General features: G+C 71.9%; 12 protein-coding genes. 9 read left to right on the forward strand and 3 right to left on the reverse strand.

The annotated features are described in order from the left end of the window. The first annotated feature begins 113 nt into the window (after positions 1 to 113). The 6 genes from ACFVXH_RS18885 to ACFVXH_RS18910 all read left to right on the forward strand — a co-directional run bounded on the left by ACFVXH_RS18885 (position 114) and on the right by ACFVXH_RS18910 (position 12531). Positions 114 to 1676, forward strand: coding sequence for a PD-(D/E)XK nuclease family protein (locus ACFVXH_RS18885; protein WP_387825118.1), 1563 nt, complete (start codon positions 114 to 116; stop codon positions 1674 to 1676). Next, entirely contained in the window at positions 1669 to 2826 is a 1158-nt protein-coding gene (locus tag ACFVXH_RS18890; RefSeq protein ID WP_387825121.1) for a hypothetical protein, read from the forward strand. Before ACFVXH_RS18885 ends, ACFVXH_RS18890 begins: the two co-directional genes overlap by 8 nt. Beyond that, entirely contained in the window at positions 2819 to 6415 is a 3597-nt protein-coding gene (locus tag ACFVXH_RS18895; protein WP_387825124.1) for a hypothetical protein, read from the forward strand. Before ACFVXH_RS18890 ends, ACFVXH_RS18895 begins: the two co-directional genes overlap by 8 nt. 29 nt (positions 6416 to 6444) lie before the next feature. Further along, entirely contained in the window at positions 6445 to 9471 is a 3027-nt protein-coding gene (locus tag ACFVXH_RS18900; RefSeq protein WP_387825127.1) for a pPIWI_RE module domain-containing protein, read from the forward strand. Positions 9472 to 9627: 156 nt separating this feature from the next. Then, the gene (locus ACFVXH_RS18905; protein WP_387825130.1) at positions 9628 to 10620 is read left to right on the forward strand and encodes a restriction endonuclease; all 993 of its coding nucleotides are present in this window, start codon (positions 9628 to 9630) and stop codon (positions 10618 to 10620) included. Positions 10621 to 10893: 273 nt separating this feature from the next. Next, entirely contained in the window at positions 10894 to 12531 is a 1638-nt protein-coding gene (locus ACFVXH_RS18910; RefSeq protein ID WP_387825133.1) for a carbohydrate binding domain-containing protein, read from the forward strand. Between the two features lie 164 nt (positions 12532 to 12695). Here ACFVXH_RS18910 and ACFVXH_RS18915 read toward each other — a convergent pair whose 3' ends face one another. Beyond that, positions 12696 to 13739: an NAD(P)-dependent alcohol dehydrogenase gene (locus ACFVXH_RS18915; protein WP_049651744.1), complete on the reverse strand. Its 1044-nt coding sequence runs from the start codon at positions 13737 to 13739 to the stop codon at positions 12696 to 12698. A gap of 293 nt (positions 13740 to 14032) precedes the next feature. Here ACFVXH_RS18915 and ACFVXH_RS18920 point away from each other — a divergent pair, with 293 nt between their 5' ends. Further along, on the forward strand, positions 14033 to 15358 hold the full coding sequence (locus ACFVXH_RS18920; protein ID WP_387825136.1) for a peptide ligase PGM1-related protein: 1326 nt from the start codon (positions 14033 to 14035) through the stop codon (positions 15356 to 15358). Further along, on the forward strand, positions 15355 to 16335 hold the full coding sequence (locus ACFVXH_RS18925; protein ID WP_259316347.1) for a zinc-binding dehydrogenase: 981 nt from the start codon (positions 15355 to 15357) through the stop codon (positions 16333 to 16335). The genes ACFVXH_RS18920 and ACFVXH_RS18925 overlap by 4 nt, the downstream gene beginning before the upstream one ends. A gap of 9 nt (positions 16336 to 16344) precedes the next feature. Here the strand turns inward: ACFVXH_RS18925 and ACFVXH_RS18930 are convergent, their stop codons facing one another. Further along, positions 16345 to 17616: a sensor histidine kinase gene (locus tag ACFVXH_RS18930; protein WP_387825139.1), complete on the reverse strand. Its 1272-nt coding sequence runs from the start codon at positions 17614 to 17616 to the stop codon at positions 16345 to 16347. Positions 17617 to 17895: 279 nt separating this feature from the next. Here ACFVXH_RS18930 and ACFVXH_RS18935 point away from each other — a divergent pair, with 279 nt between their 5' ends. Beyond that, a complete protein-coding gene (locus tag ACFVXH_RS18935; RefSeq protein WP_387825142.1) occupies positions 17896 to 20136 on the forward strand; it encodes an MMPL family transporter in 2241 nt (746 codons plus the stop codon). 108 nt (positions 20137 to 20244) lie between these two features. Here the strand turns inward: ACFVXH_RS18935 and ACFVXH_RS18940 are convergent, their stop codons facing one another. Continuing rightward, on the reverse strand, positions 20245 to 20775 hold the full coding sequence (locus ACFVXH_RS18940) for a MaoC family dehydratase (protein WP_049655810.1): 531 nt from the start codon (positions 20773 to 20775) through the stop codon (positions 20245 to 20247). Positions 20776 to 20781: the final 6 nt, after the last annotated feature.

Raw genomic sequence — 20781 nt, forward strand, 5'->3', positions numbered from 1 at the left:
GGGAGAATCCCCCCGGGGTCGCCGGGGACCCTGGTCTTGTCCGTCTCGGGTTGCCTCTGCTGCGGGATGAAGCCGAGGCCTGCCCGACCCAACGGGCCCTGCAGGCGCGTGTGTTGCTGACGGAATCCCCGAAGCCGCCGCGTTCGCACAGCCCGCTGCCGGACTTCCCGTTCCTGCCGTGGGAGATCCTGGTGGACGCTGCTGAGTTCCATGGGGGCGTCGAGCCGGGTGCGAGCACATACGCGGGAAGGCAACTGGCGTCCTGTCTGCCGGCACACCGGGCGTGGGCAGTGGAGGCCGCCGCCGGCTACCTGGTCGCCCATGGGACCGAGCAACGCCGGCGCGATCCAGCGGCCTGTCCGCAGACGGTCCCGGTCATGTCGCGTTGGATCGCGTTCAACGGTGGTGACCGTCCTGACGGCCGAGGTGTGGATCAGTACGAGCTCTCGGCATGGGGCAGGCAGTACGCGTCCGTCGACGGTGCCGTTCGCGAGCTGTGGATCCCGTCCCTCGGCACGGCCCGGCCCATCCGCCCGTTGTCCGAACTCGTGGCCGCGGCATCGGTCCTGGCTCTGGGCGACCCGACGGACGCCGACTACTACTACGAGAGGTGGAGGCCTCGCCGGCCGATTCCCCGGCGGCCTGGCCGGGTGCGGGTGCTCGGCGTGGGGTTGGCGGACGGAAGCGTGCGCCTCCTTCGCGACGGGGACACCGGCGTCGTTGCCGACTGGAGCGTCGACGAGGTCCGTGGGCTGTTCGAGCGGCATGTCGGTCCGCGCATCTCCGAGGTGTTGGACGGTCGGGGGCGCCGTCCGAACCAGGACTGCGTGAAGTGCAAGCTGCTGCACTCCTGCCCGAGCGTGCGGCGAGCTCCCGGTCTGCTGGGTGTGAGCAGGCCCGCCCAGCCCCGTAAACGGCGAACGGTCTCGGTCTCCGACCTCCGGACCCACCGCGACTGTCCGGCCCGCTACTACCTCACCCGGGTGCTCAAGCTCCGTCCCGGAGGCCGTGAGAGCCTGGCGATCCGGCGCGGCCGGGCGGTGGACGCCTGGTTGAACGAGCGGCATGCCGACCCGGCCAGGGTGCCCTGCCGCCGTGTCCCTCTGCCGACCGCGCTGCCGGGGCTCGACGAGCACGAGCTGGACGGTGCCCGCGAGATGATCCGCCAGCACCGGCGGCACTGCCCGTTCGACCGGATCGACCAGGGCGAGCGGTGCGTGCCGCAGAAGCGTTTGACGGTGTACGACCCGAAGGCCGATGTCGTCGTGGTCGCGGATTGCGACCTCCTCCACACCGAACGGGGCGGTGTGGTGCTGCGTGAGACCAAGACCTCGGCACGGCCCCCTAGAGGCCGCCCGACGCTCTTGGAACGCTACCCCCAGCTCGCCCTCGGAGTCCTGCTGATGGAGTCGGGAGCTCTCGGCGGCGACCTGCGGCGCTCGCGCGTGGAATTGGAGGTCCTCCGGACCGACGGCGCCTCCGAGGAGGAGCTGAGCCCGGCCGATCCTGGACACGTCTCGGCGGCGCGTGCGGTGCTGGAGTCCTACACGGCTGCTTGGGCGGCGGACACCGCCTACGCGGCGGCACCGCGTGCGGGCTTCGACTGTGGGGAGTGCGAGGCGCTGCGCTGGTGCGCCACGGGCCGCGCTCGCACCGAGGGGGCCGAGAATGAGTGACCGTGCCGGTGCAGCGTTGCCGGAATCCCTCCTGTCGTGGACCGCGTACGACGGTGTGCCGTTGCTGAGGACACTGGCCCGTGCCATGTGCGAGCTGGAGCGTCAGGGGGATCTCGACCGCTTCAAGCTGCCCTATCCGGCGGTTGCTCAGCACGCCCTGGACCGCACGGCCGTCGTCTGCCTGTTGCACGGCGAGGTCCCGCCCGCCTCCCTCACGGAACTGGTGGAGCGCTGCCGTGAAACCCCGCTGGAGGACTGGCCGTTGCGGTTGCCACCGGACGTGGTGGGTCCGGGGGACCGCCTGCTGGACGAGCAGTCGGGGCGGCCCAGCGAGCTCTGTCACGAGTGGGTCGACCGGGCGCCGGATCCGGCGTTGCGGCATCGGGATCGCCAGGTGATCGGCGCCGCGTTGGGCCTCTGCCGGCAGTACGGCGAGGAGCAGGCCTACACCGCCTTCCGAAGCCTGCTGGTGCGGCAGCCGGTCCTGACCGCTGCCGGGATGTTCGAGGTACTCGGGAACATGGTTCTGGAGCCGGTCCACGAGCTCGTCCGGCTCATCTACCGACCTGCTCCGGAGGCGTACCAGCGGGACGGTTCCTACCGGGCCTGCGGGCGCTGTCTGACGTTGTTGGTGCCGCTGGGAGCGGATGAGTGGTGGTGCGAACGGGACCGGTGCCGGGGGCTGGGCACGCCACCGTCTGGGCAGGTGCTCGAGGCCGCGGACGTGGGTGTCGTGCTGCAGTTGGAGCGGTCGCTGCGCCAGTTCGTGACCGGGCCGGGCAGGGCCGAGGTAGAGCTGGAGCGGGACCTGCGCGCGCTGGGGCTCGATGTCGAGATGTGGCCCGGGTGCGACGCCTACGATCTCTTGATCACCTTCCCGGACGGGCATCGGTGGGCGGTGGGTGTGAAGGACCGGGCCAATCCGTTCTTCCTTGGCAGGGAAGCCCGAGCGGTTCCTCAGGAACCGTCCTACGACAAGGCGTTCTGGGTGGTCCCCCGACACCGAGTCGACAGGCGTCCCGATTATCTCGCGGCATTCGAGCGGGGGCGCGCGGAGAGCACCGCCGAACTGGTGCTACTGACCGACACCGAGCTGGTCGCGCGTGCCGCGCGGCGCCTCGGAGGAGTGAAAGGAACACGTGGTGCGTGACCGGAACAGCTGGCACCGGCCGGTGAGCCGGGAGTTGGCGCGGGTCTGGGGCGGTCTGCCGGGCGTCCCGGAAGGGGTGACCCCGGCCCATGTGTGCCAGGTCGAGCTCGGCCTCAGGGTGCTGGAGCGCGTCGCGCCGGGGGAGCGAGCCGAGGGGGCCTACACGCTCTTCGGGGGCTACCCGTTCGCGCGCGCCGCCGGATTCGCGACGGCAAAGGACGAGGCCCTGTTGGCCACGACCCGCCATCTGCTGTGGACGTACCGGCGCGGTCACGCCTGGCGGCAGGCGCTGGAAACGTACCGGCAGGTGCCGGAGCACGTTCGCGCCTACCGGCTGCCGGAACCGTCCGAAGCCGGGGCACCACAGTCGTTGTTGTCCGTTGTGGCCCCTGACAGGATCTCCTGCTACGACGATGCCCTGGCACGGCTGCCCGACTTCGTCCGGCGTCCGCTGTCGCTGGCACCGGCCGGCCGCAGCACGTTCCGTGAGCAGCGACGGGCGTCCTCCGTGGAGATCCCTGAAGACCTGGTGTTCGAACGGCCCGTCGGTCATGACCTGGACGCCCTCCGTGCAGGCAGGTCGGAGCCCAGAACCGTGAGCAAGGCGGAACTGCTCCAGATCGCCCGGTGGATGGACGAGGCCGAGCGGGACAGCGGGGCGGCTCGACCGGGGAACTGGGAACGCAGGATGGCCGAACTGACGATTGCCCTGCGAGACACGGACGGATCCGCCTTCGAGGACCGCGACGAGCTTCCCCTGGACGGGCTGCTCCACATGGTCGGAATGGTGGGTGCTGGGAAGAGCACCCTGATGACGGTCACGGCGGTCTGGGGGGCGCTGCGGCCCACTCCGTTGCGGACGACCATCGTGGTCGGCGACGCGGCCGAACAGCTCCGATTGTGCGAGGTCTTCGCCGGCCTCGGGGTGTCGGTGGTGCCGCTCCTGGGCACCAGCACCCGGGAAACACACGTGCAGCGGTTGCACCGGCGCCTCGCGTCGCGTGGCCTGGACAACCTGCTGGACCATGACGACCGGGCCTTCGACGAGCTGAGCACCGTGTGCGTGGTGAGCGGCCTGCGGGGGGTCGAGAGCGCGGAACCCCTTCGCTTCGCGGACGCGCCGTGCACCACGCTCTTCCCTGAACGCGTCGTCCCCGAGACGGAGCAGGACCCGATCGACCTCCTGGAGGTGCTGCGGGAGCCGCTGCCAGTGGCCCCCGCTCCGTCGAGGGCCGAGGAGGAGCCGCACGGCACCCCCAACGGTTGTCCGGTGTGGGCACGTTGTCCCCGCCACAACGCGGCACGGGCACAGGTCGACGCGCTGGTCTGGGTGGCGAACCCGGCGAGCCTGGTGCAGAGTCCCGTAGCTGCCCACCTGAATGACGAGCGCCTGCGGCAGCTGGAACTGGCGTGTCTGCGGAGCGACATCATCTTCGTCGACGAGGCCGACAACGTGCAGATGCGACTCGACCAGATCTTCGCCCCGTCGGCTACCCTGGTACAGCCCGACCTGGAGTCCTGGCTCGATCGGCTGCACACCCACAAGATCGAGGAGTTGTGCCGGAAGGCTCGGCTGCCGTTGACCGACCGCCAGGTCCAGCAGTGGAACACGGCCCTCGGTGGGGTCACCATGGCCGTGGATCCGCTCTGCCGCCAGCTGATCACCGAGACCGACATCCGGGATTGGGCCGACATCGACTACTTCAGTCCGTGGACGCTTCAGCAGAAGCTGCTGGACGAGTGGTTCGGCGTCGGGACGGCCGACGCCGAGGACGATGAGACGGAGTTGTACGCGGGGTACGACGACGTCGAGGGCGAGGCCGGCGGTGTGGGCGATGCACCCGAGTCCGTCACGGACCCGCGTCGCACCGAACTGACCGCGCTCCTCGACGCCTTCCGTGACGACCCGTTCGGTGACCGAGGGCCGTACGGCACGCTCACCGACTCCCTGATCGACACCGCCCGGGACCTCCTTCACAGCCTGTTGCCCACGCACACCCGGGACCGGCTTCGCGTGACCGTGAGTCGACTTCTCGCCTACACACCCGAACCCTCCTCACCGGGTGACCGCGACGAGGAGTGGTGGGACACCACCTGCCGCCGGGTCGGCTTCATGTTGCTGCTCAGCGCCCTGCACCAACGCCTGGACCGCCTCACCATCCTGTGGCCGCAGGTGGAGGCGGCTCTTCGGCTCGATGCCCAGGGCAAGGAACTCGCCCGCCGTGCTCCGTTGGACTACGCGCCAGTGGTGCCCGAGGCCCCGATGGGCAACGTCCTGGGGTTTCAGTACCTCCCCGATGAGCAGGAGCAGGACCTCGACGGACGGTCGGGTGGGACACTGCGGTTCTTCCGGTGCGCCGGAGTCGGCCGTGAGCTGCTCCTGCGGCTCCAGGACTTCGGTGCGAACCCCGCCGTCGGCCGCGGCGGACCCCACGTGATCCTGATGTCGGGCACCAGTTGGGCCGGTGAGTCGACGCGCGCCCACGTTCTCGCGCCGGTGGGTGCCGTCCTCAAACCGTCCCCGAAGTCGTTGGCAGCCGTGGCTGAGAGCCGCTTCAGCACGCACTTCCTGTACGACGATGGCAAACCCATGAGCCTCTCCGGCACCCGGCCCAAGGACCGCCTGGCGCAGGCACGGGCCATGGCGGCGAAGCTCGCCGGGCATGTCCCCGGCCTGGGCAGTCCGTTGGACCAGGAGCTGGCTCGCGTACCCGACAACCTCCGCAAGAGGGCGCTGCTCCTGGTCGGCAGTTACCGGGAGGCGTACGCGGTCGCGGACACGCTGGAGTCCGAGGAGCGGTGGCGTGGCCGAGTTCGGGTGTTGGTGCCGGACGACGCCGACCTTGCCCTCTCCCTGTACGGAACCGGCCTGGCCACGGAAGGCGAGGAGTCGGCCGTGTTGCGTCGGGGGGACTTGTCGCTGTTCGCCGACGACACAGAGGCGGAGGTCCTGGTGGCACCGCTACTGGCAGTGGAACGCGGTCACAATATCCTCAACTCGCAGGGCAAGGCCGCGTTCGGAACTACGTTGTTCCTCGTCCGCCCGCACCCGCGCCCCGATGACCTGGCCCTGTCGATCTTCGCGATCAACGACTGGATCACCCGCTTCGTCCGGGACCTGCCGAGGTCGGACAACCGTCGCGGGCCCGCCACCTTCTCGAAGCTGGTCGCAGAGGCGGCCTCGTTGGCCGAAGCCGGGCAGTTGTTGCGGCACGAAGGCCGTGAGGAGTGGCGGCGGTTGCTCTCCCGCCGGTACGTGTACTCCTTCCTGCCCGCCTGGGAGAAGCGGGCCTTCGCCTGGGACCAGCTTGTCACCATGTGGCAGGTCATCGGCCGCCTGGTGCGAGGCGGAGTGCCGGCCCGGGTGGTCTTCGTGGACGCGGCCTTCGCACCGAGGCTGGCACGTGCGCTGTCGCCGGGAGACCAGGCGATCACCATGCCCGAGGTGGACGGCCTGCTGAAGGCACTGGGTGCCGTCCTCGCCCCGTACTTCGCCGGTTCTCCCACCGCCGATCCGGCCGACGCCGAACTGGCGCGGCTGTTGTACGAGCCGTTCTACAAAGCCTTGTGCGGCCTCTCCCACCACTGAACCACCGAGCCTCCGAGAGGAACCACACCATGCCGGTCAACTACCGCGCGGTGCACACCACTGCCTGGGCGCCCCGCGACACCGAGGTCTCCCACATCGCCCGCTACCGGGCGTTGCCCTTCCCCGAGGAGTGGCGCGACGCGATCCTCGACCTGTGCAACGCGGGCCGCGGCGTCGATGCCGAGCCGTGGCGCACGGTACCGACCCGTCGACTCGAGCAGGTGCTGCAGGCGTACGCGCCGGACGTGCTGGCGATGCCGAGGCCCTTCCACGACCGGGCCGAGGGCACTCCCGCCCGCTGGTTGTACGCGGTGGAGGACAGCCCCGACCCCCTGCCCGCTCCCGTCCTGACCACCTTGCTCGACCGATGGCTGGGCGAGTTGCGACCGGAGCCGGAACACCGGGCGCTACTGCGTGACGTCCGGGCCGAACTGCGTGCCCATCCGCCGACCTGGGAGCCGGTGACCCGCGAGCTGTTGTCGACCGGGGCCACGTCTGGTGGCACGGCGGCGCCCGACTTCCATCAGTTCACCCTCACCACCGACTGGCTGGCCCGGCGGGTCCTGGCCCTCGAACCGTACTCCTTCGAGGGCGGACACTTGCGGTTCCGGGCCATGCCCCGTGGCCCGCGTGACAAGGGTGCCGAACTGGTCTCCCAGCCTCTCCCGTTCGAGCCCGAGCCCGGCAAGGGCACCTGGTGGTTCTCGGTGGTCCTGAACATCACCCTGCAGACGATTCCGTTCGAGCCGCTGCCGAGGTTCCACCTGCACTGGTCGATCCGCCGCTGGGCGACCCGGACCACGCAGACGACCGGCCGACTGTGGATCCCGTCCGGATCGAACACCACCGTCCTGTTGCGGCCGACGGTCCCGGTGCTGCCGGGAGTGCCGTTGAGCGAACGCTTCGCGGTCGCGCAGCTCGCGCGCGGATACGATCGCGAGCGGGAGGAGTACGTCGACGGCTGGGCGAACGGTGGGCCGGCACGTCTGCTGGAGGGCCTCGCGGTGGGCGAGCCCTTCCCCGGCCCCGAGCAGCTGCTGACCGACCCGGAGGGCTGGCTCACCCGCGACGCCCGTGCGGCCGTCGTCTACCGCAACGGAATGGGGCGGCACGAGGTCAAGGCGGGGCTCATGCCTCACCAGTGTTCCCAGCTCACCGAGTGGGCGGTGGCGGCGCTACCCGAGGAGTTGAGGGTCGCCCATCAGCTGGTGCCCACGTCGCTGGCCGGGCCGAAGCCGACGAACGCCCCGCCCGCCGCTGTGCGGAAGACGGCCAAGGAGGAGGAAGAGGCCCGCCGCTGCACGGAGCGGAGGACGGCGGTCGCGTACGCCGTTGCCGGTCTCGGCGGGGCGGGAGCGGACGACCGGCCGGTACTGGAGGCCCGGTTGCTGTGGCAGTCGGCGGACCTTCGGGAAGCGGCGTTGAAGGCGCTGTGCCTACGGCTCGGCCTGAAGGGTGACGGGGGCTCGTTCAGCGAGACCTCGTACGAGGCGGCAGGTCCGGGAAGTCCCGTGGTCCACGAGTGGCAGGCCCCGGAGCTGGTCGTTCGGGTCCGTTGCCTTCGCCCGGTGATCCGGACCGACGAGCGGAACGGCATCTCGCTCACCGCAGGTCTGGATCTTCCGGAGGGGCGCCGGCACACCCGCGAAGCGGTGGACGCGGCGATCCGGGCGCGTCGTCGGCAGACCGGCGAATGGTTGTCGGCGGATCGAACGGGGAAGGAGGCCGGGCTCACGCTGGTCGAGATTGCGCGACCCGAGGACTTCGCCCGCGACCGCGACCCCAAGTTCGCACTGCGCCTCGGGTGCGCGGACGCGGGCTACGTCACCCAGTTCATCGCCTCGCCGCTGAAGGTCAAGGGCTACAACTCGGTAACCAACCTGCCGCACCGAGCCCTGATGGCCTGGGATGACGGACTGCGACAGCTGGGTGCCCGCGTGCATCCCGAGCACGGCCTGGCCGAAGGGGTACCAGCCGGGATGCGGTGGGCGGCGGTCTGGATGGTGCGCAAGAACCGCTCGTCGAGGACGAAGTGGCCGGCGCACGTACCGGTCGCGGTGTTGGTCACGCCGGAGCGCCCCGGCAGTGGGCTCGCCAGGGTTCAGGGATGGGACCCGGAGGCCGATGGCGGTGTCGGGGACTGGGTCCCGTATCCGACGATGCTGATCCGACTGACCCGGCAGGCGGAGATCACCCCGATCGTGCCCGAGCCGCGGGAAGAGGGCGACGCGGCCCGACGGCCGAGTTGGCGGGTGAACCGGGACGAGCAGCGGCGGAAGGCGGAGGAGTGGCTGCAGCAGGTCCGAGCATCCCTACGACGGGAGCCGACGGTGCTGCTGGTCGATGCGGTCAACGCCCGATCGCACTGGACCTGGTGGCAGGACGGACGGACGGAACCGGATCGGATCCGCGACGGCCATGCTCCAGCCCGTCCTCTCCACCCCGACCTGCGGCTGGTGCGCGTGCGGACCGGCAGGGGACGAGAGACCCCGCAATGGTGGGGGGTCAACCCGGGCGACGGTCCCAACGGTATCGCCGCGCACCTGTGGATCCCGGAGGGTTCAGCATCCGGCCGGGTCTTCTACAGCACGACGCCGAAGCCGGTTCAGTTCCAGAGCTCCGCAGTCCAGGCCGACAAGCTGGCGACCCGGCCGCTGACTCAGGGGAAGCGAAAGGGCGAGGCCACGATCGACACCGGCATCCCCGGCTGGATGCCGGCGTTGGTGGAGCTCGCCGTGCTCGGCTGCCACCGGGAGGACGGGGACGACCCGCAGGCGTTGGCCCTCGCGGCCCATCTGCTGCGTCAACCGCCGGACTATCCGCAGGCGCTCGCCCATCCGTTGCCGCTGCACTTGGCGGGGCTCGGGCAGGAGTATGTACTGCCGACCAGGGCAGCGGCGGAGTCGCTACTGGAGGAGGCGGAGACCGCGCCTGACCCGTTGGACGATGGGCGGGACGGGGCCGTGGATCCGGACCCGGACCGGCAGGAGGCGGTCAGTCTGGAGGATGATCCGGAGGAGGAGGAACCGGAGCAGCTGCTGTTGTTCGACTGCTGACGACCTGCCGGGCGCCGCCCCCGGGCGCGGCGTCCGGCGGCGAGCGAGCCGGGGTTTGTCGCCAAATGCACCGGACCGCCGCCTCGGTGGTCCGTACGATCCTGCGGCCTCGGCAGTGGTGCCGGGCGTGTCAGCGGCGAACGATATCCTTCGCATGTGGAAGATCTGATAACTAAACCTTGTGATGAGCTGATGGCCCTCGGGGGGTGCGGCGTCCACGACCGCTACCTCAAGGAGACCGTGTCCTTCAGTGATTACGGCGAACTTTTTCCGCTGGTGATCGCATTTCTTCGGCGCATCGGCAAGGGGGTTGGCTGGACGCGCTCGACGGGGGAGTATCGGGCGAGGCTCATCGACACTGCAGCCCTGACCGACACCCTCCTGAACATAGCTGCGGACGTCCAGCATCACCTGAGTCTCGTGGCCAAGGACGCCACGCCCGTCATGGCCGCCTGCGAGAGCTACCTGCGAGTCCAGCGGACCGAGGTTCGCTACTGGTTGAGCCGGGAGGAGCAGGAGCTTCTGGCGATGCGTCCTCCGTTGGTCGAACTCGAGCGTGTGTACTGGGACTCGTGCTTCGAGTGGCGTCGGGCGACCGATCGACCAACGGAACCCGTCGGACGGAGGGTCTCTCCGGTCGAGCACTCGGACGTGCTGGCGAAAATGGACTCGGTGATCACCGGGGTGGCACTGCGGATGATCACACTGCTTGAGAAGCAGCCTGCCACCCTGTTCGAGCCGGGGGGAAGGATTCCGGCCGTGGCTGTCGACTACCTTTCTTCGGACGCTTTCGAGCGCTTGGTGTCCGCCTTGCTGGAGCGGGACGGATTCGCCGTGCATCAGGCCACGGGTCGCTCCGGTGACAATGCCGCGGACGGCATTGCGACCGGTCCGATGAAGCAGAAGTTCGTGGTCCAGGCGAAGCACACCAAGGTCGGGCGGAACGTCGGTCCCGAGATCGTGCGCGAGGTGGCAGGTGCGGCGTTCAGAATTCACCGTGCTGACGTCGCTGTGGTCGTTACCAACGGGGGCTTCACCCGAGCGGCGCAGGACAACGCGGAGCGGTCGCGGGTACACCTGGTCGACCGCTATCGACTTATCCGTTGGGCCGAGCACGGAGACCCACTGGTTGACGTCCTGAGTGGGTGACTCCCGAGGCGATCGGCGTCAGTCTAGGGGCCGGCGATCTTCCGGGTGGCGGGCCTGTTCTGGGATTGGTCCAGACCTTAAATGGTCCAGACCTATTGACGGGCCCTGCCGCCCCTCCTACGATCCGGACCGGCACAGCCCCACATGTCCCCCCACCTCACCCAAGCCGGGCGTCGCGCCCCCACGCGTCGGTCATGTCCATGGCGCTCGGCGGGAAGGGAGCACCACATGTTCCGTCGAAGGCCGAGTCGTCCACGCCCGCAGCAGGCGCCCGTGGAACGCGCGTCGCAGGCCCCCCGCACCGGCCGCGCCCGGCACGGGTCGAGCGTCCTGACGCGCTCCCTCGCCGGGGTGAGCGCCGCCGCCGTGATCGGCGCCGGCATCGCCGTGGCGGGCACCGTCACGGCCGGCGCCGCCACCCCCAACCTGGTGGCCAACCCCGGGTTCGAGGACGGGCTCTCCGGCTGGACCTGTTCCGGCGGCTCCGGCGCGGCCGTCGGCAGCCCGGTCCACTCCGGCGCCTCCGCGCTCCAGGCCACGCCGACCGGCCAGGACACCGCCCAGTGCACCCAGACCATCAGCGTGCAGCCCAACTCCCAGTACACGCTGAGCGCCTACGTCCAGGGCAGCTACGTCTACCTGGGCGCCACCGGCACCGGCGTCACCAACGCCTCCACCTGGACGGCGAGCAGCCCCTCGTACAGCCAGCTCAGCGTCGGCTTCACCACCGGGGCGAACACCACCTCGGTGACCGTCTTCCTGCACGGCTGGTACGGGCAGCCCGCGTTCTACGCGGACGACGTGGTGCTCACCGGCCCCGGCGGCAGCAGCCCCAGCCCCACCCCGACCACCGCGCCGCCGACCAGCACGCCGCCGACGACGGCGCCGCCGACCAGCACCCCGCCCACCAGCACGCCTCCGACGACGACGCCGCCCACCACGACGCCGCCGAGCGACACCTGCCCCACGAAGCCCAAGCCGTCGGGCAAGGTCCTCCAGGGGTACTGGGAGAACTGGGACGGCGCCCTGAACGGCGTCCACCCCGGCATGGGCTGGGTCCCCATCACGGACAGCCGGATGGCCGCGCACGGCTACAACGTCATCAACGCCGCCTTCCCGGTGATCCTCTCGGACGGCACCGTGCTGTGGCAGGACGGCATGGACAGCAACGTCAAGGTCTCGACCCCCGCCGAGATGTGCCAGGCCAAGGCGGCCGGGGCGACGATCCTGATGTCGATCGGCGGCGCCGCCGCGGGCATCGACCTGAGCTCCAGCACGGTGGCCGACAAGTTCGTGGCGACCGTCGTCCCGATCCTCAAGAAGTACAACTTCGACGGGATCGACATCGACATCGAGACCGGCCTGTCCGGCAGCGGCAACATCAACACGCTGTCCGCCTCCCAGGCCAACCTGATCCGCATCATCGACGGCGTGCTGGCCCAGATGCCCGCGGGCTTCGGCCTGACGATGGCCCCCGAGACCGCGTACGTCACCGGCGGCAGCGTCAACTACGGGTCGATCTGGGGCGCCTACCTGCCGATCGTCAAGAAGTACGCCGACAACGGGCAGCTGTGGTGGCTGAACATGCAGTACTACAACGGCAGCATGTACGGCTGCTCCGGCGACTCCTACCAGGCCGGCACCGTGCAGGGCTTCACCGCGCAGACCACCTGCCTGAACAACGGCCTGACCATCCAGGGCACCACCATCAGGGTGCCGTACGACAAGCAGGTGCCCGGCCTGCCGGCCCAGCCCGGTGCGGGCGGCGGCTACATGGACCCGGGGTCGGTCGGCCAGTCCTGGAACGCCTTCAGCGGGGCGCTGAAGGGGCTGATGACCTGGTCGATCAACTGGGACGGCTCGAAGGGCTGGAGCTTCGGCGACAACGTCAAGCGCCTCCAGGGGCGTTGATCCCCGGCTGAGCTGACGACGGCCTCCCGCGGTCCGGGCCGCGGGAGGCCGTCGTCAGCCGGTGAAGCGGTCGGCGTGCCGCCGGACGACGCGGCCGGCGGCCGCGGTGGCCAGGATCGGTCGCACGGCCCCTCCGAAGGGGTCCGGACCGGCCCGGCCGGTCGTCAGATGGTGGCGGTGTCGATGACGAAGCGGTAGCGGACGTCGCTGGAGAGGACCCGCTCGTACGCCTCGTTGATCCTCTCGGCGCCGATCAGCTCGATCTCGGCCGCCACGCCGTGCTCGGCGCAGAAGTCCAGCATCTCCTGGGTCTCGGCGATGCCGCCGATGCCCGAGGAGCTCATGCTGCGGCGCCGGCCGCCCAGCGCCCGGATGTCGACCTCCAGCGGCTCCTCCGGGAGGCCGACGTTGACCATCGCCCCGTCGGTGCGCAGCAGGGAGAAGTAGGCGGCGAAGTCGATCGGCGCGGAGACGGTGTTGAGGATGAGGTCGAAGGTGCCCGCGAGGCTCTGGAAGGTCGCCGGGTCGCTGGTGGCGAAGTAGTGGTCGGCGCCCAGCCGCAGGCCGTCGTCCTTCTTGCGCAGCGACTGGGACAGCACGGTGACCTCGGCGCCGAGCGCGTGGGCTATCTGCACGCCCATGTGGCCGAGCCCGCCGAGGCCCACCACGGCGACCCGCTTCCCGGGGCCCGCGTTCCAGTGCCGCAGCGGGGAGTAGGTGGTGATGCCCGCGCACAGCAGCGGCGCGGCCTTGTCCAGCGGCAGCGCCTCGGGGACGCGGACCACGTAGTTCTCGTCGACGACCACGGTCTTGGCGTAGCCGCCGTACGTGGGCCGGCCGTCCTTGCCGACGGCGTTGTACGTCCACACCGGGCCCTCGTCGCAGTACTGCTCCAGGCCGGCCCGGCAGTTGTCGCAGGTGCGGCAGGAGTCGACCATGCAGCCGACGCCGACCCGGTCGCCGACCGCGAAGCCGGTGACGCCGGGGCCGACCTCGGCGACGACGCCCGCGATCTCGTGCCCGGGCACCATGGGGAAGACCGCCCGGCCCCAGCCCTCGTGGGCCTGGTGGATGTCGGAGTGGCAGATGCCGGCGAAGGCGATGTCGATCAGCACGTCGTGCTCGCCGACCGCGCGGCGCTCGATGGTCGTACGTTCCAGCGGGGCCTTGGGGGCCGGTACGGCGTAGGCGGCGACGGTGGTGGTCATGGGAGTTCGTACCCTCTCTGCGGATGGAGCCGGGCCGGTCGGGTCGGACGGACCGGGACGGTCGAACAGCACACCCACGGTACTCCTGGGGCCGGTGCGCCCTGCTGGGGCGGTGCCCGCTCCGGGGGCGACCGGCGCGGGCCGGAGGGCCGCCGGTTGTTCGGCCTTTTGTTCAATGACCGAGCGCCGAACCAGAACAACCCCGGTGCGCTACACCGGTAGCGCACGCCACACCCGTGCCGCACGTGGGACCAGGGCCGCAACAGCGCCGAACGCCGGAAGGGTTCAACCAGATGACGACGCTCCGCATCGCGAACAACCGCACCGAGGAGATGGTCGGCGACCTCGCCGGGACACCCCCGGCGGAGCTGCTGTTCGCCGGGTGCGGGGCGCAGCGGATGCTCTGGTGGGCCGAGGACGGGGACGTCCTGGTGCTGCCCTGGGGCCCCGACCCGGAGTACCTGGGGTACGTCACCGGGCTGACCGGCGTACGGGCCGACAGCCTGGCCTTCGTGGTGCCGCCGCCCGGCGCCCACGGCGACCAGGTGCTCACCGCCGACCGGCTGGCCGACCCGGGCTTCCGCGCCGAGCTGCGCCGCGCGCTGGACGGGCGCGCCGTCGACGAGGTGCTGGCCGTCTCGCCGAACGGCGCGGTGGCCGAGCTGGCGGAAGCGCTCGGGATCGGGCACGCCATGCCCGGCCGGCCCTTCGCCGCGCAGGGCGGCAACGCCCTGGTCAACAGCAAGGCGGGGTTCCGGGCGCTGGCCGCCGGCGCCGGGGTGCCGATCCCGCCCGGGCGGGTGGCCGGCTCGCCCGCGGAGGTCGAGGCCGCGATCGAGGACCTGCTGGCGCGGGGGCACAGCGTGATGGTGAAGGTCGAGTACCAGGCGGGCGGCCTCGGCAACGAGATCCTCGCCCGGGACGAGAAGGTGGAGCCGGTCGGCGCCGAGCGGGTGGTGCCGCTGCCGGACCGGGCGGCGGTGGCCGCGTACGTGGCCGAGCGGTGGACCTGGCTGACCGGCGGACGCGGCCAGCGGGTCGTGGTGGAGCGGTACTTCGCCGACTCGGCGCCGCTGTACGCCGAGTTCGTCATCGGGGACACGGGCGCCGTGCTCTCCGGCTGCGGCGAGATGGTCATGCGGCCGGTGGTGGTCGGGGAGATCACCCCGCCGGTCACCCCGGACGCCGGCACCCGGGACGGACTCGTCCGCGAGGCCGCCCGGCTGTGCGAGGCGCTGCGGGTGATCGGCTACCGGGGCACGGTCAGCGCGGACGCCGTGCTGACCCCCGAGGGCGAGATCTACTTCCACGAGACCAACGCCCGGCTCACCGGCTCCAGCCACCTGCACCACGCCTACGCCGGCCGCCTGCTGCGCCCCGAGCACCGCGGCTCGCGCCACCTCCTGGAGCTGGCCGGCCTCAAGGTGCCGTCCTTCGCCGAGGCCGTGGCGGCGATCGGCGCGGCCGGGCTGGCCTTCGACCGGGAGAGCGGCACCGGCGTGCTGTTCAGCTCCGACTTCGGGCCCGCCGACGGCTCGGTGATGTACTGCGCGGTCGCCGAGGGCCCGGAGGCCGCCCGCGCCCTGGAGGGCGCCCTGCTCGCGCTGTTCGCCGGATGAGTCCCGACCTGGAGGAGAACGGAATGATGCGCGCCGCGCTGATCCACCGCTACGGCGGCCCGGAGGAGCTGAGCGTCGAGACGGTGCCGGAACCGGAGGCCGGCCCGGGCCGGGTGCTGGTCGACGTCACCCTGGCCGGGCTCAACTACGCCGACCTGGAGTGCCGCACCGGCGAGTACCTCAGGTTCCCGCTGCCGGCGGTGCTCGGCGTCGACGTGGTCGGGCGGCGCCGGGAGGACGGCCGGAGGGTCGTCGCGCTGCTGCGCACCGGCGGCGGGTACGCCCACGTGGCCGCGCCCGAGGCGGCGCACACGGTGGAGGTGCCGGACGGCGTGGACGACGAGCAGGCGCTGGGGCTGCTGGAGCAGGGGGCGACGGCCTACGGCGCGCTGACCCTGGCCGGGCGGCTGCGGCCGGGCGACGCCGTCGGGGTGAGCGCGGCCGCCGGCGGGGTCGGGCACCTGGCGGTGCAGCTGGCCAGGGAGCTGGGCGCGAGCCGGGTGGTCGCCCTGTCCTCCACCCCGGAGAAGCGGGAGTACCTGCTCTCGCTGGGCGCCGACACCGTGCTCGACCCGGCCGACCCCGACCTGGCCGGGCGGCTCGCGGAGTCGGGCGGGCTGGACCTGTTCCTCGACTCGGTCGGCGGCCCGGTGCTGCGCGCCGGGCTGGCCGGACTGGCGCCCTTCGGGCGGCTGGTGTCGGTCGGGGCGCGCGGCGGGGTGGAGGACGCCTTCACGATGGGCGAGCTGACCGAGCGCTCGGCGGGCGCCCAGGGCTTCTGGCTCAAGCACGTGCTGACGGACCGGGCGCTGTTCGAGGGCGTCGCCGACCACCTGTTCCGGCTCGCCGCCGAGAAGCGGGTGGTGGCGCGGATCGACCGGACCGTCCCGCTGTCCGGGGTGGCCGGGGCGCACCGGGCGATGGCCGCGCGGGAGACCATCGGCAAGGTGCTGGTGGACGTCCACCGCGAGGAGTGAGGGCCGGGATCAGCGGAGCGCCTCCTCCGCCTCGCCCGGGGCCAGCGGCAGGCTGGCGGCCACCCGGTAGCCGCCGGTGGCGAGCCCGCCGGTCTCCAGCGTGCCGCCGTGCAGGGTGACGCGTTCGCGCATGCCGATCAGGCCGTGCCCGGTCCGGGCCGCCGCCCCGGCGGTGGCTCCGCCCGCGGCCCCGGCCGGGCCCGTCCCGGTGCCCGCGCCGTCGTCGCGCACCTCGACGGTGACCCGGTCCGGACGGTACGTCAGCCGGACGTGGGCACTGGCCGGGCCGGCGTGCTTGCGGGTGTTGGTGAGGGACTCCTGGACGATCCGGAAGACGGTCAGGCCCACCGTCGGGGGCAGCGGTCGCGGGCGGCCGCTGACCTCGAACTCGGTCGGCAGGCCGGCCAGCCGGGACTCGTCGACGATGCGGTCGAGGTCGTCGGCGCCGGGCTGGGGCGGGCTCGGCACGGCCTCGGGCTCCTCGTCGGCCCGCAGGACGTCGAGGAGTTGGCGCATCTCGCGCAGGGCCATCCGCCCGGAGGACTCGAGGGTCACCAGGGCGTCGCGGACCACCTCGGTGTCGCCCCCGAGGTTGGCCCGGGCGCCGCCGGCCATCAGCTGCATGGTGGTGATGTGGTGGGCCACGATGTCGTGCAACTCCCGTGCGATGCGGCGTCGTTCCTCGGCCACCGCACGGTCGGCGAGCAGCCTGCGGTGGGCCGCCACCTGCTGCTGCCAGCGGTTGACCACGACGGCCGTGCCGACCACGACCGCGACCGCGAGGACGGCGGAGAGGACGTTCGCCCCCGTGGGGAGCCGCCCGTGGCTCTGGTTCAGCAGCGTCACCACCGCCGTCGCGCCGGACATCAGCGCCGTCACCGGGGCGGTGCGGACCCTGGCCACCGAGTACAGGGCCACCGAGAGGGCGAAGCCGAAGTGGGTCGACGGCGGTGCGGAGAGGTTCTCCGCCGCGCCCAGGGCCAGTACGGCCGCGAGCGCCGACACCGGGTGGCTGCGCCGGAAGAGCAGCGGCAGGGCCGGCAGCACGATGAGGACGACGCCGAGCGCCGTGGCACCGCCGCCTCCGGGCCCACCGTCGCCACTCACGCTGCCGAGCGAGTAGCCGACCAGGTCCAGGGCGGCCGCGGCGACGGCGACCAGCGCGTCGTCACGCGTCCACGGCACCGCGTCGCCGCCCTTCGGCCTGTCGGCGCCCGGCAGCCTGTCGGAGGCCGGCGGCCCGCCGGAGATCGGCTGCTCGGGGTGTCGGCGCCGGCGCATCTGTGCGTCTCCCTGCTCGTGGCCCGCCGGACCGGTGCGGCGCGGCCGGGCTGTGGTGATCGACCCATTCTGGCACCGACCGACCGGCCGCGACGGGGCCCCTGAGGCGGGTCCGGGACCGGGACCACGGTCCTGGTCCCGGACGGCTGCCGGACCCTGGGGCCCCGCTTCCGTTCATCCTGTGCCCGGACGAATCCGGGGGGTGCCGCGTGATCGTCTGGAGACCGGCCGGGAACCCGGTGCCGAGTCCACCCGCAAGTCGACACGCAGGAGAACACTTTGATCCGCGCCCTGACCGGATTCTCGACGAGAAACCCATGGAAGGTCATCGCCCTCTGGACGGTGCTGGGTGTCGCGCTGACCGCCCTGAGCGGGGCGCTGATCTTCCGCGTCACGCAGACCCGGGTCGGCGACTTCCTGCCCGCGAGCTACGACTCGGCCGCCGCGCTGAAGATCGCCGAGGACAGGTTCGGGGTGAAGCCCGACGCCGACACGGTGACCGTGCTGGTCGCCCGCTCGGACGGCGGCCCGCTCAGCGCCGCGGACCACCAGCGGATCGGCACCCTGGCCGAGAAGCTGGGCCGGCAGCGGGTCACCATGCCGAAGCCCAAGGAGGAGGACGGGCCGTCCTTCCTGGCGCGGGACCACTCGCAGACCCCCGCGGTCTCCCCGGCGATGGTGGCACCGGACAAGAGCTTCGAGCTGCTCTCCGTCGGGCTGGTCGGCAACCCCGAGGAGCCGGGGATGCAGGACCTCTTCCGGGCCTTCCGGGACTCGGCGCGGGCCCAGTTCGACGACGCGGGGCTGCGCACCGGTTTCACCGGCGGCCTGGCCGGCACGGTGGACACCAAGGACGACGGGAAGACCATGGCGAAGGTCATGGGAGCCCTCACCATGGGGCTGATCGTGCTGCTCAACGTGCTGGTGTTCCGCAGCGTGCTGGCGGCCCTGCTGCCGCTGCTCGCGGTCGCCCTGATCGGTGGCGTGGCACTGGGCGCGGTGGTCGGCGCCGCGATGCTCACCGGGATCAGGATCGACCCGAGCACCCCGTCGCTGATCCAGGTGGTCCTGATCGGCATCGGGATCGACTACCTGCTGTTCCTGCTGTTCCGCTTCCGTGAGCAGCTGCGGGCGCGACCCGAAACGCCCGTCCGGGTCGTGGCCGCGGAGGTCTCGGGGCGGGTGGGCACGGCGATCACCTCGGCGGCGCTGACCATCGTGGCGGCCTTCGCCACGCTCGGGGTGGCGAGCTTCGGGCAGTTCCGGGTGCTCGGCCCGGCCATCGCCGTCTCGGTCCTGGTCATGCTGCTGGGCAGCCTGACGCTGATGCCCGCCCTGCTGGCGGCCTGCGGACGCGGGATGTTCTGGCCCTCCCGTGCGCTCCAGAGCCGGCCGCGCGAGGGCGTGTCGGCCCGGCTTGGCGGCCTGGTGGCGCGCCGGCCGCTGGCCCTGGCGGTGGCCTCCGTCGCCGCACTGGGCGCGCTGGCCCTCGGGACGGTCGGGATCAGGATGGACTACGGCCAGGGTGCCGAAGGCCCGCGCACCGCCGCCGCCGCCACCGCGGCCGAGATCTCCCGCGCGCTGCCGGCCGGTGTGTCGGACCCGACCACCGTCTACCTCACCGCCAAGGACGGCGGCACGCTCGGCGCGGACCGGTTCGACGGCCTGTCCCGCGCGCTCGGACAGGTCGCGGGCGTGGGGCAGGTGGCGGGGACCGTCCTCGCCGACGACCGGCGGGCCGCCCGGATCGACCTCTACCTGACCGCGGACCCGCAGTCCCAGCAGGCCCGTGACGTGGTCTCGGGGCCGCTGCGGGCCGCCGTCGCCGCGCACACGCCCGCCGGGACGACGGCCCACGTCGGAGGCACCCCGGCGGTCTTCGCCGACATCTCGAAGGCCGTCGACCACGACCTGCGGCTCGTCTTCCCGGTCGCGGCCGCGCTGATCGCGCTGATCCTGCTGATGCTGCTGCGCAGCCTGCTGGCGCCGGTGGTCCTGATGGTCTCCGTCGGCCTCTGCTTCGCGGCCACGCTCGGCGCCTCGGCGCTGCTCTTCCAGCACGGCCTGGACAAGCCGGGCGTCAACTTCACGCTCCCGCTGGTGCTCTTCCTGTTCGTCGTCGCGCTCGGCACCGACTACAACATCCTGATCAGCGACCGGATCCGGGAGGAGATGGAGCAGCCGGGGCCGGCCCGCGCGGCCGTGGCCCGGGCGGTGCGGCACACCGCCCCGGCCATCGCGACGGCGGGCCTGGTGCTGGCGGGCTCCTTCGCCACCCTCGCCGCCACCCCGGCGAGCCGTCAGGTCGGCTTCGCGCTGGCGCTCGGCATCCTGCTCTCCGCCTTCCTGCTGTCGGTGGTGCTGGTGCCCGCGCTGGCCGCGCTGTTCGGCCGCGGCATCTGGTGGCCGGTCCGCCCGGGGCGCGCGGCGGCCCGCCGCCACCCGCAGGAGCAGGCGTACGAGCCGGAGCCGGACATGGGCTCCGCCCCGGACCCCTACCGGCTGACGCCGGGCCGCTGAGGGCGCCCGCCGGTAGCTCCGCACCCGATCCGGACCGGGCGTCCGGGGACACCGGGCCCGACGGCTTCAGCCGCCGGGCCTGGTGCCGCGCCACGACGGGGCACGGCGTCAGTACCCGGCGACCTCGTCCAGGCCGTGGCCGCGCAGCGGGACGAGGAAGCTGCGGTCGAACACCACCACGGGCTCGCCGGTGGACTTCGTCCCGGTGGTGCGGCAGCTCACGATGCCCTGCCCGTCGCGGCTCTTGGAGAGCCGCTTGGCGAGGGTCTCGGTCTCCGCGTAGAGGGTGTCGCCGGTGAACACCGGGTGGGTCATCCGGATGTTCTCCCAGCCCAGGTTGGCTATGGTGCGCCCGCTCGTCGAGCGGGCGGTCATCCCGCCGACGATGCTGAGCGTCACCAGGCTGGAGACGATCGGCTTCCCCCAGGGGGTGTGGGCGCTGTAGGCGGCGTCGATGTGCAGCGGGGCGTCGTTCATGCTCAGCATGCTCATCAGTACGTTGTCGAGCTCGGTGACGGTCCGTCCGGGGCGGTGCTCGACCACCTCGCCGACCTCGAACTCCTCGTAGTAGCGCCCGACCACCTCGCGGTAGCGGCGCTCGCCGATCCGCCGGTAGCCGGCGGGTTCGGTTCCTTCCATGGCGGT

This window comes from Kitasatospora sp. NPDC058184, from assembly GCF_042883725.1.
In the GTDB taxonomy this organism is placed as follows: domain Bacteria; phylum Actinomycetota; class Actinomycetes; order Streptomycetales; family Streptomycetaceae; genus Kitasatospora.

Coding starts and splice junctions, on each gene's coding strand:
- ACFVXH_RS18890 (WP_387825121.1), top strand. CDS start 1,669: ATGAGTGACCGTGCCGGTGCAGCGTTGCCGGAATCCCTCCTGTCGTGG.
- ACFVXH_RS18900 (WP_387825127.1), top strand. CDS start 6,445: ATGCCGGTCAACTACCGCGCGGTGCACACCACTGCCTGGGCGCCCCGC.
- ACFVXH_RS18915 (WP_049651744.1), bottom strand. CDS start 13,739: ATGACCACCACCGTCGCCGCCTACGCCGTACCGGCCCCCAAGGCCCCG.
- ACFVXH_RS18920 (WP_387825136.1), top strand. CDS start 14,033: ATGACGACGCTCCGCATCGCGAACAACCGCACCGAGGAGATGGTCGGC.
- ACFVXH_RS18925 (WP_259316347.1), top strand. CDS start 15,355: ATGAGTCCCGACCTGGAGGAGAACGGAATGATGCGCGCCGCGCTGATC.
- ACFVXH_RS18930 (WP_387825139.1), bottom strand. CDS start 17,616: ATGCGCCGGCGCCGACACCCCGAGCAGCCGATCTCCGGCGGGCCGCCG.
- ACFVXH_RS18940 (WP_049655810.1), bottom strand. CDS start 20,775: ATGGAAGGAACCGAACCCGCCGGCTACCGGCGGATCGGCGAGCGCCGC.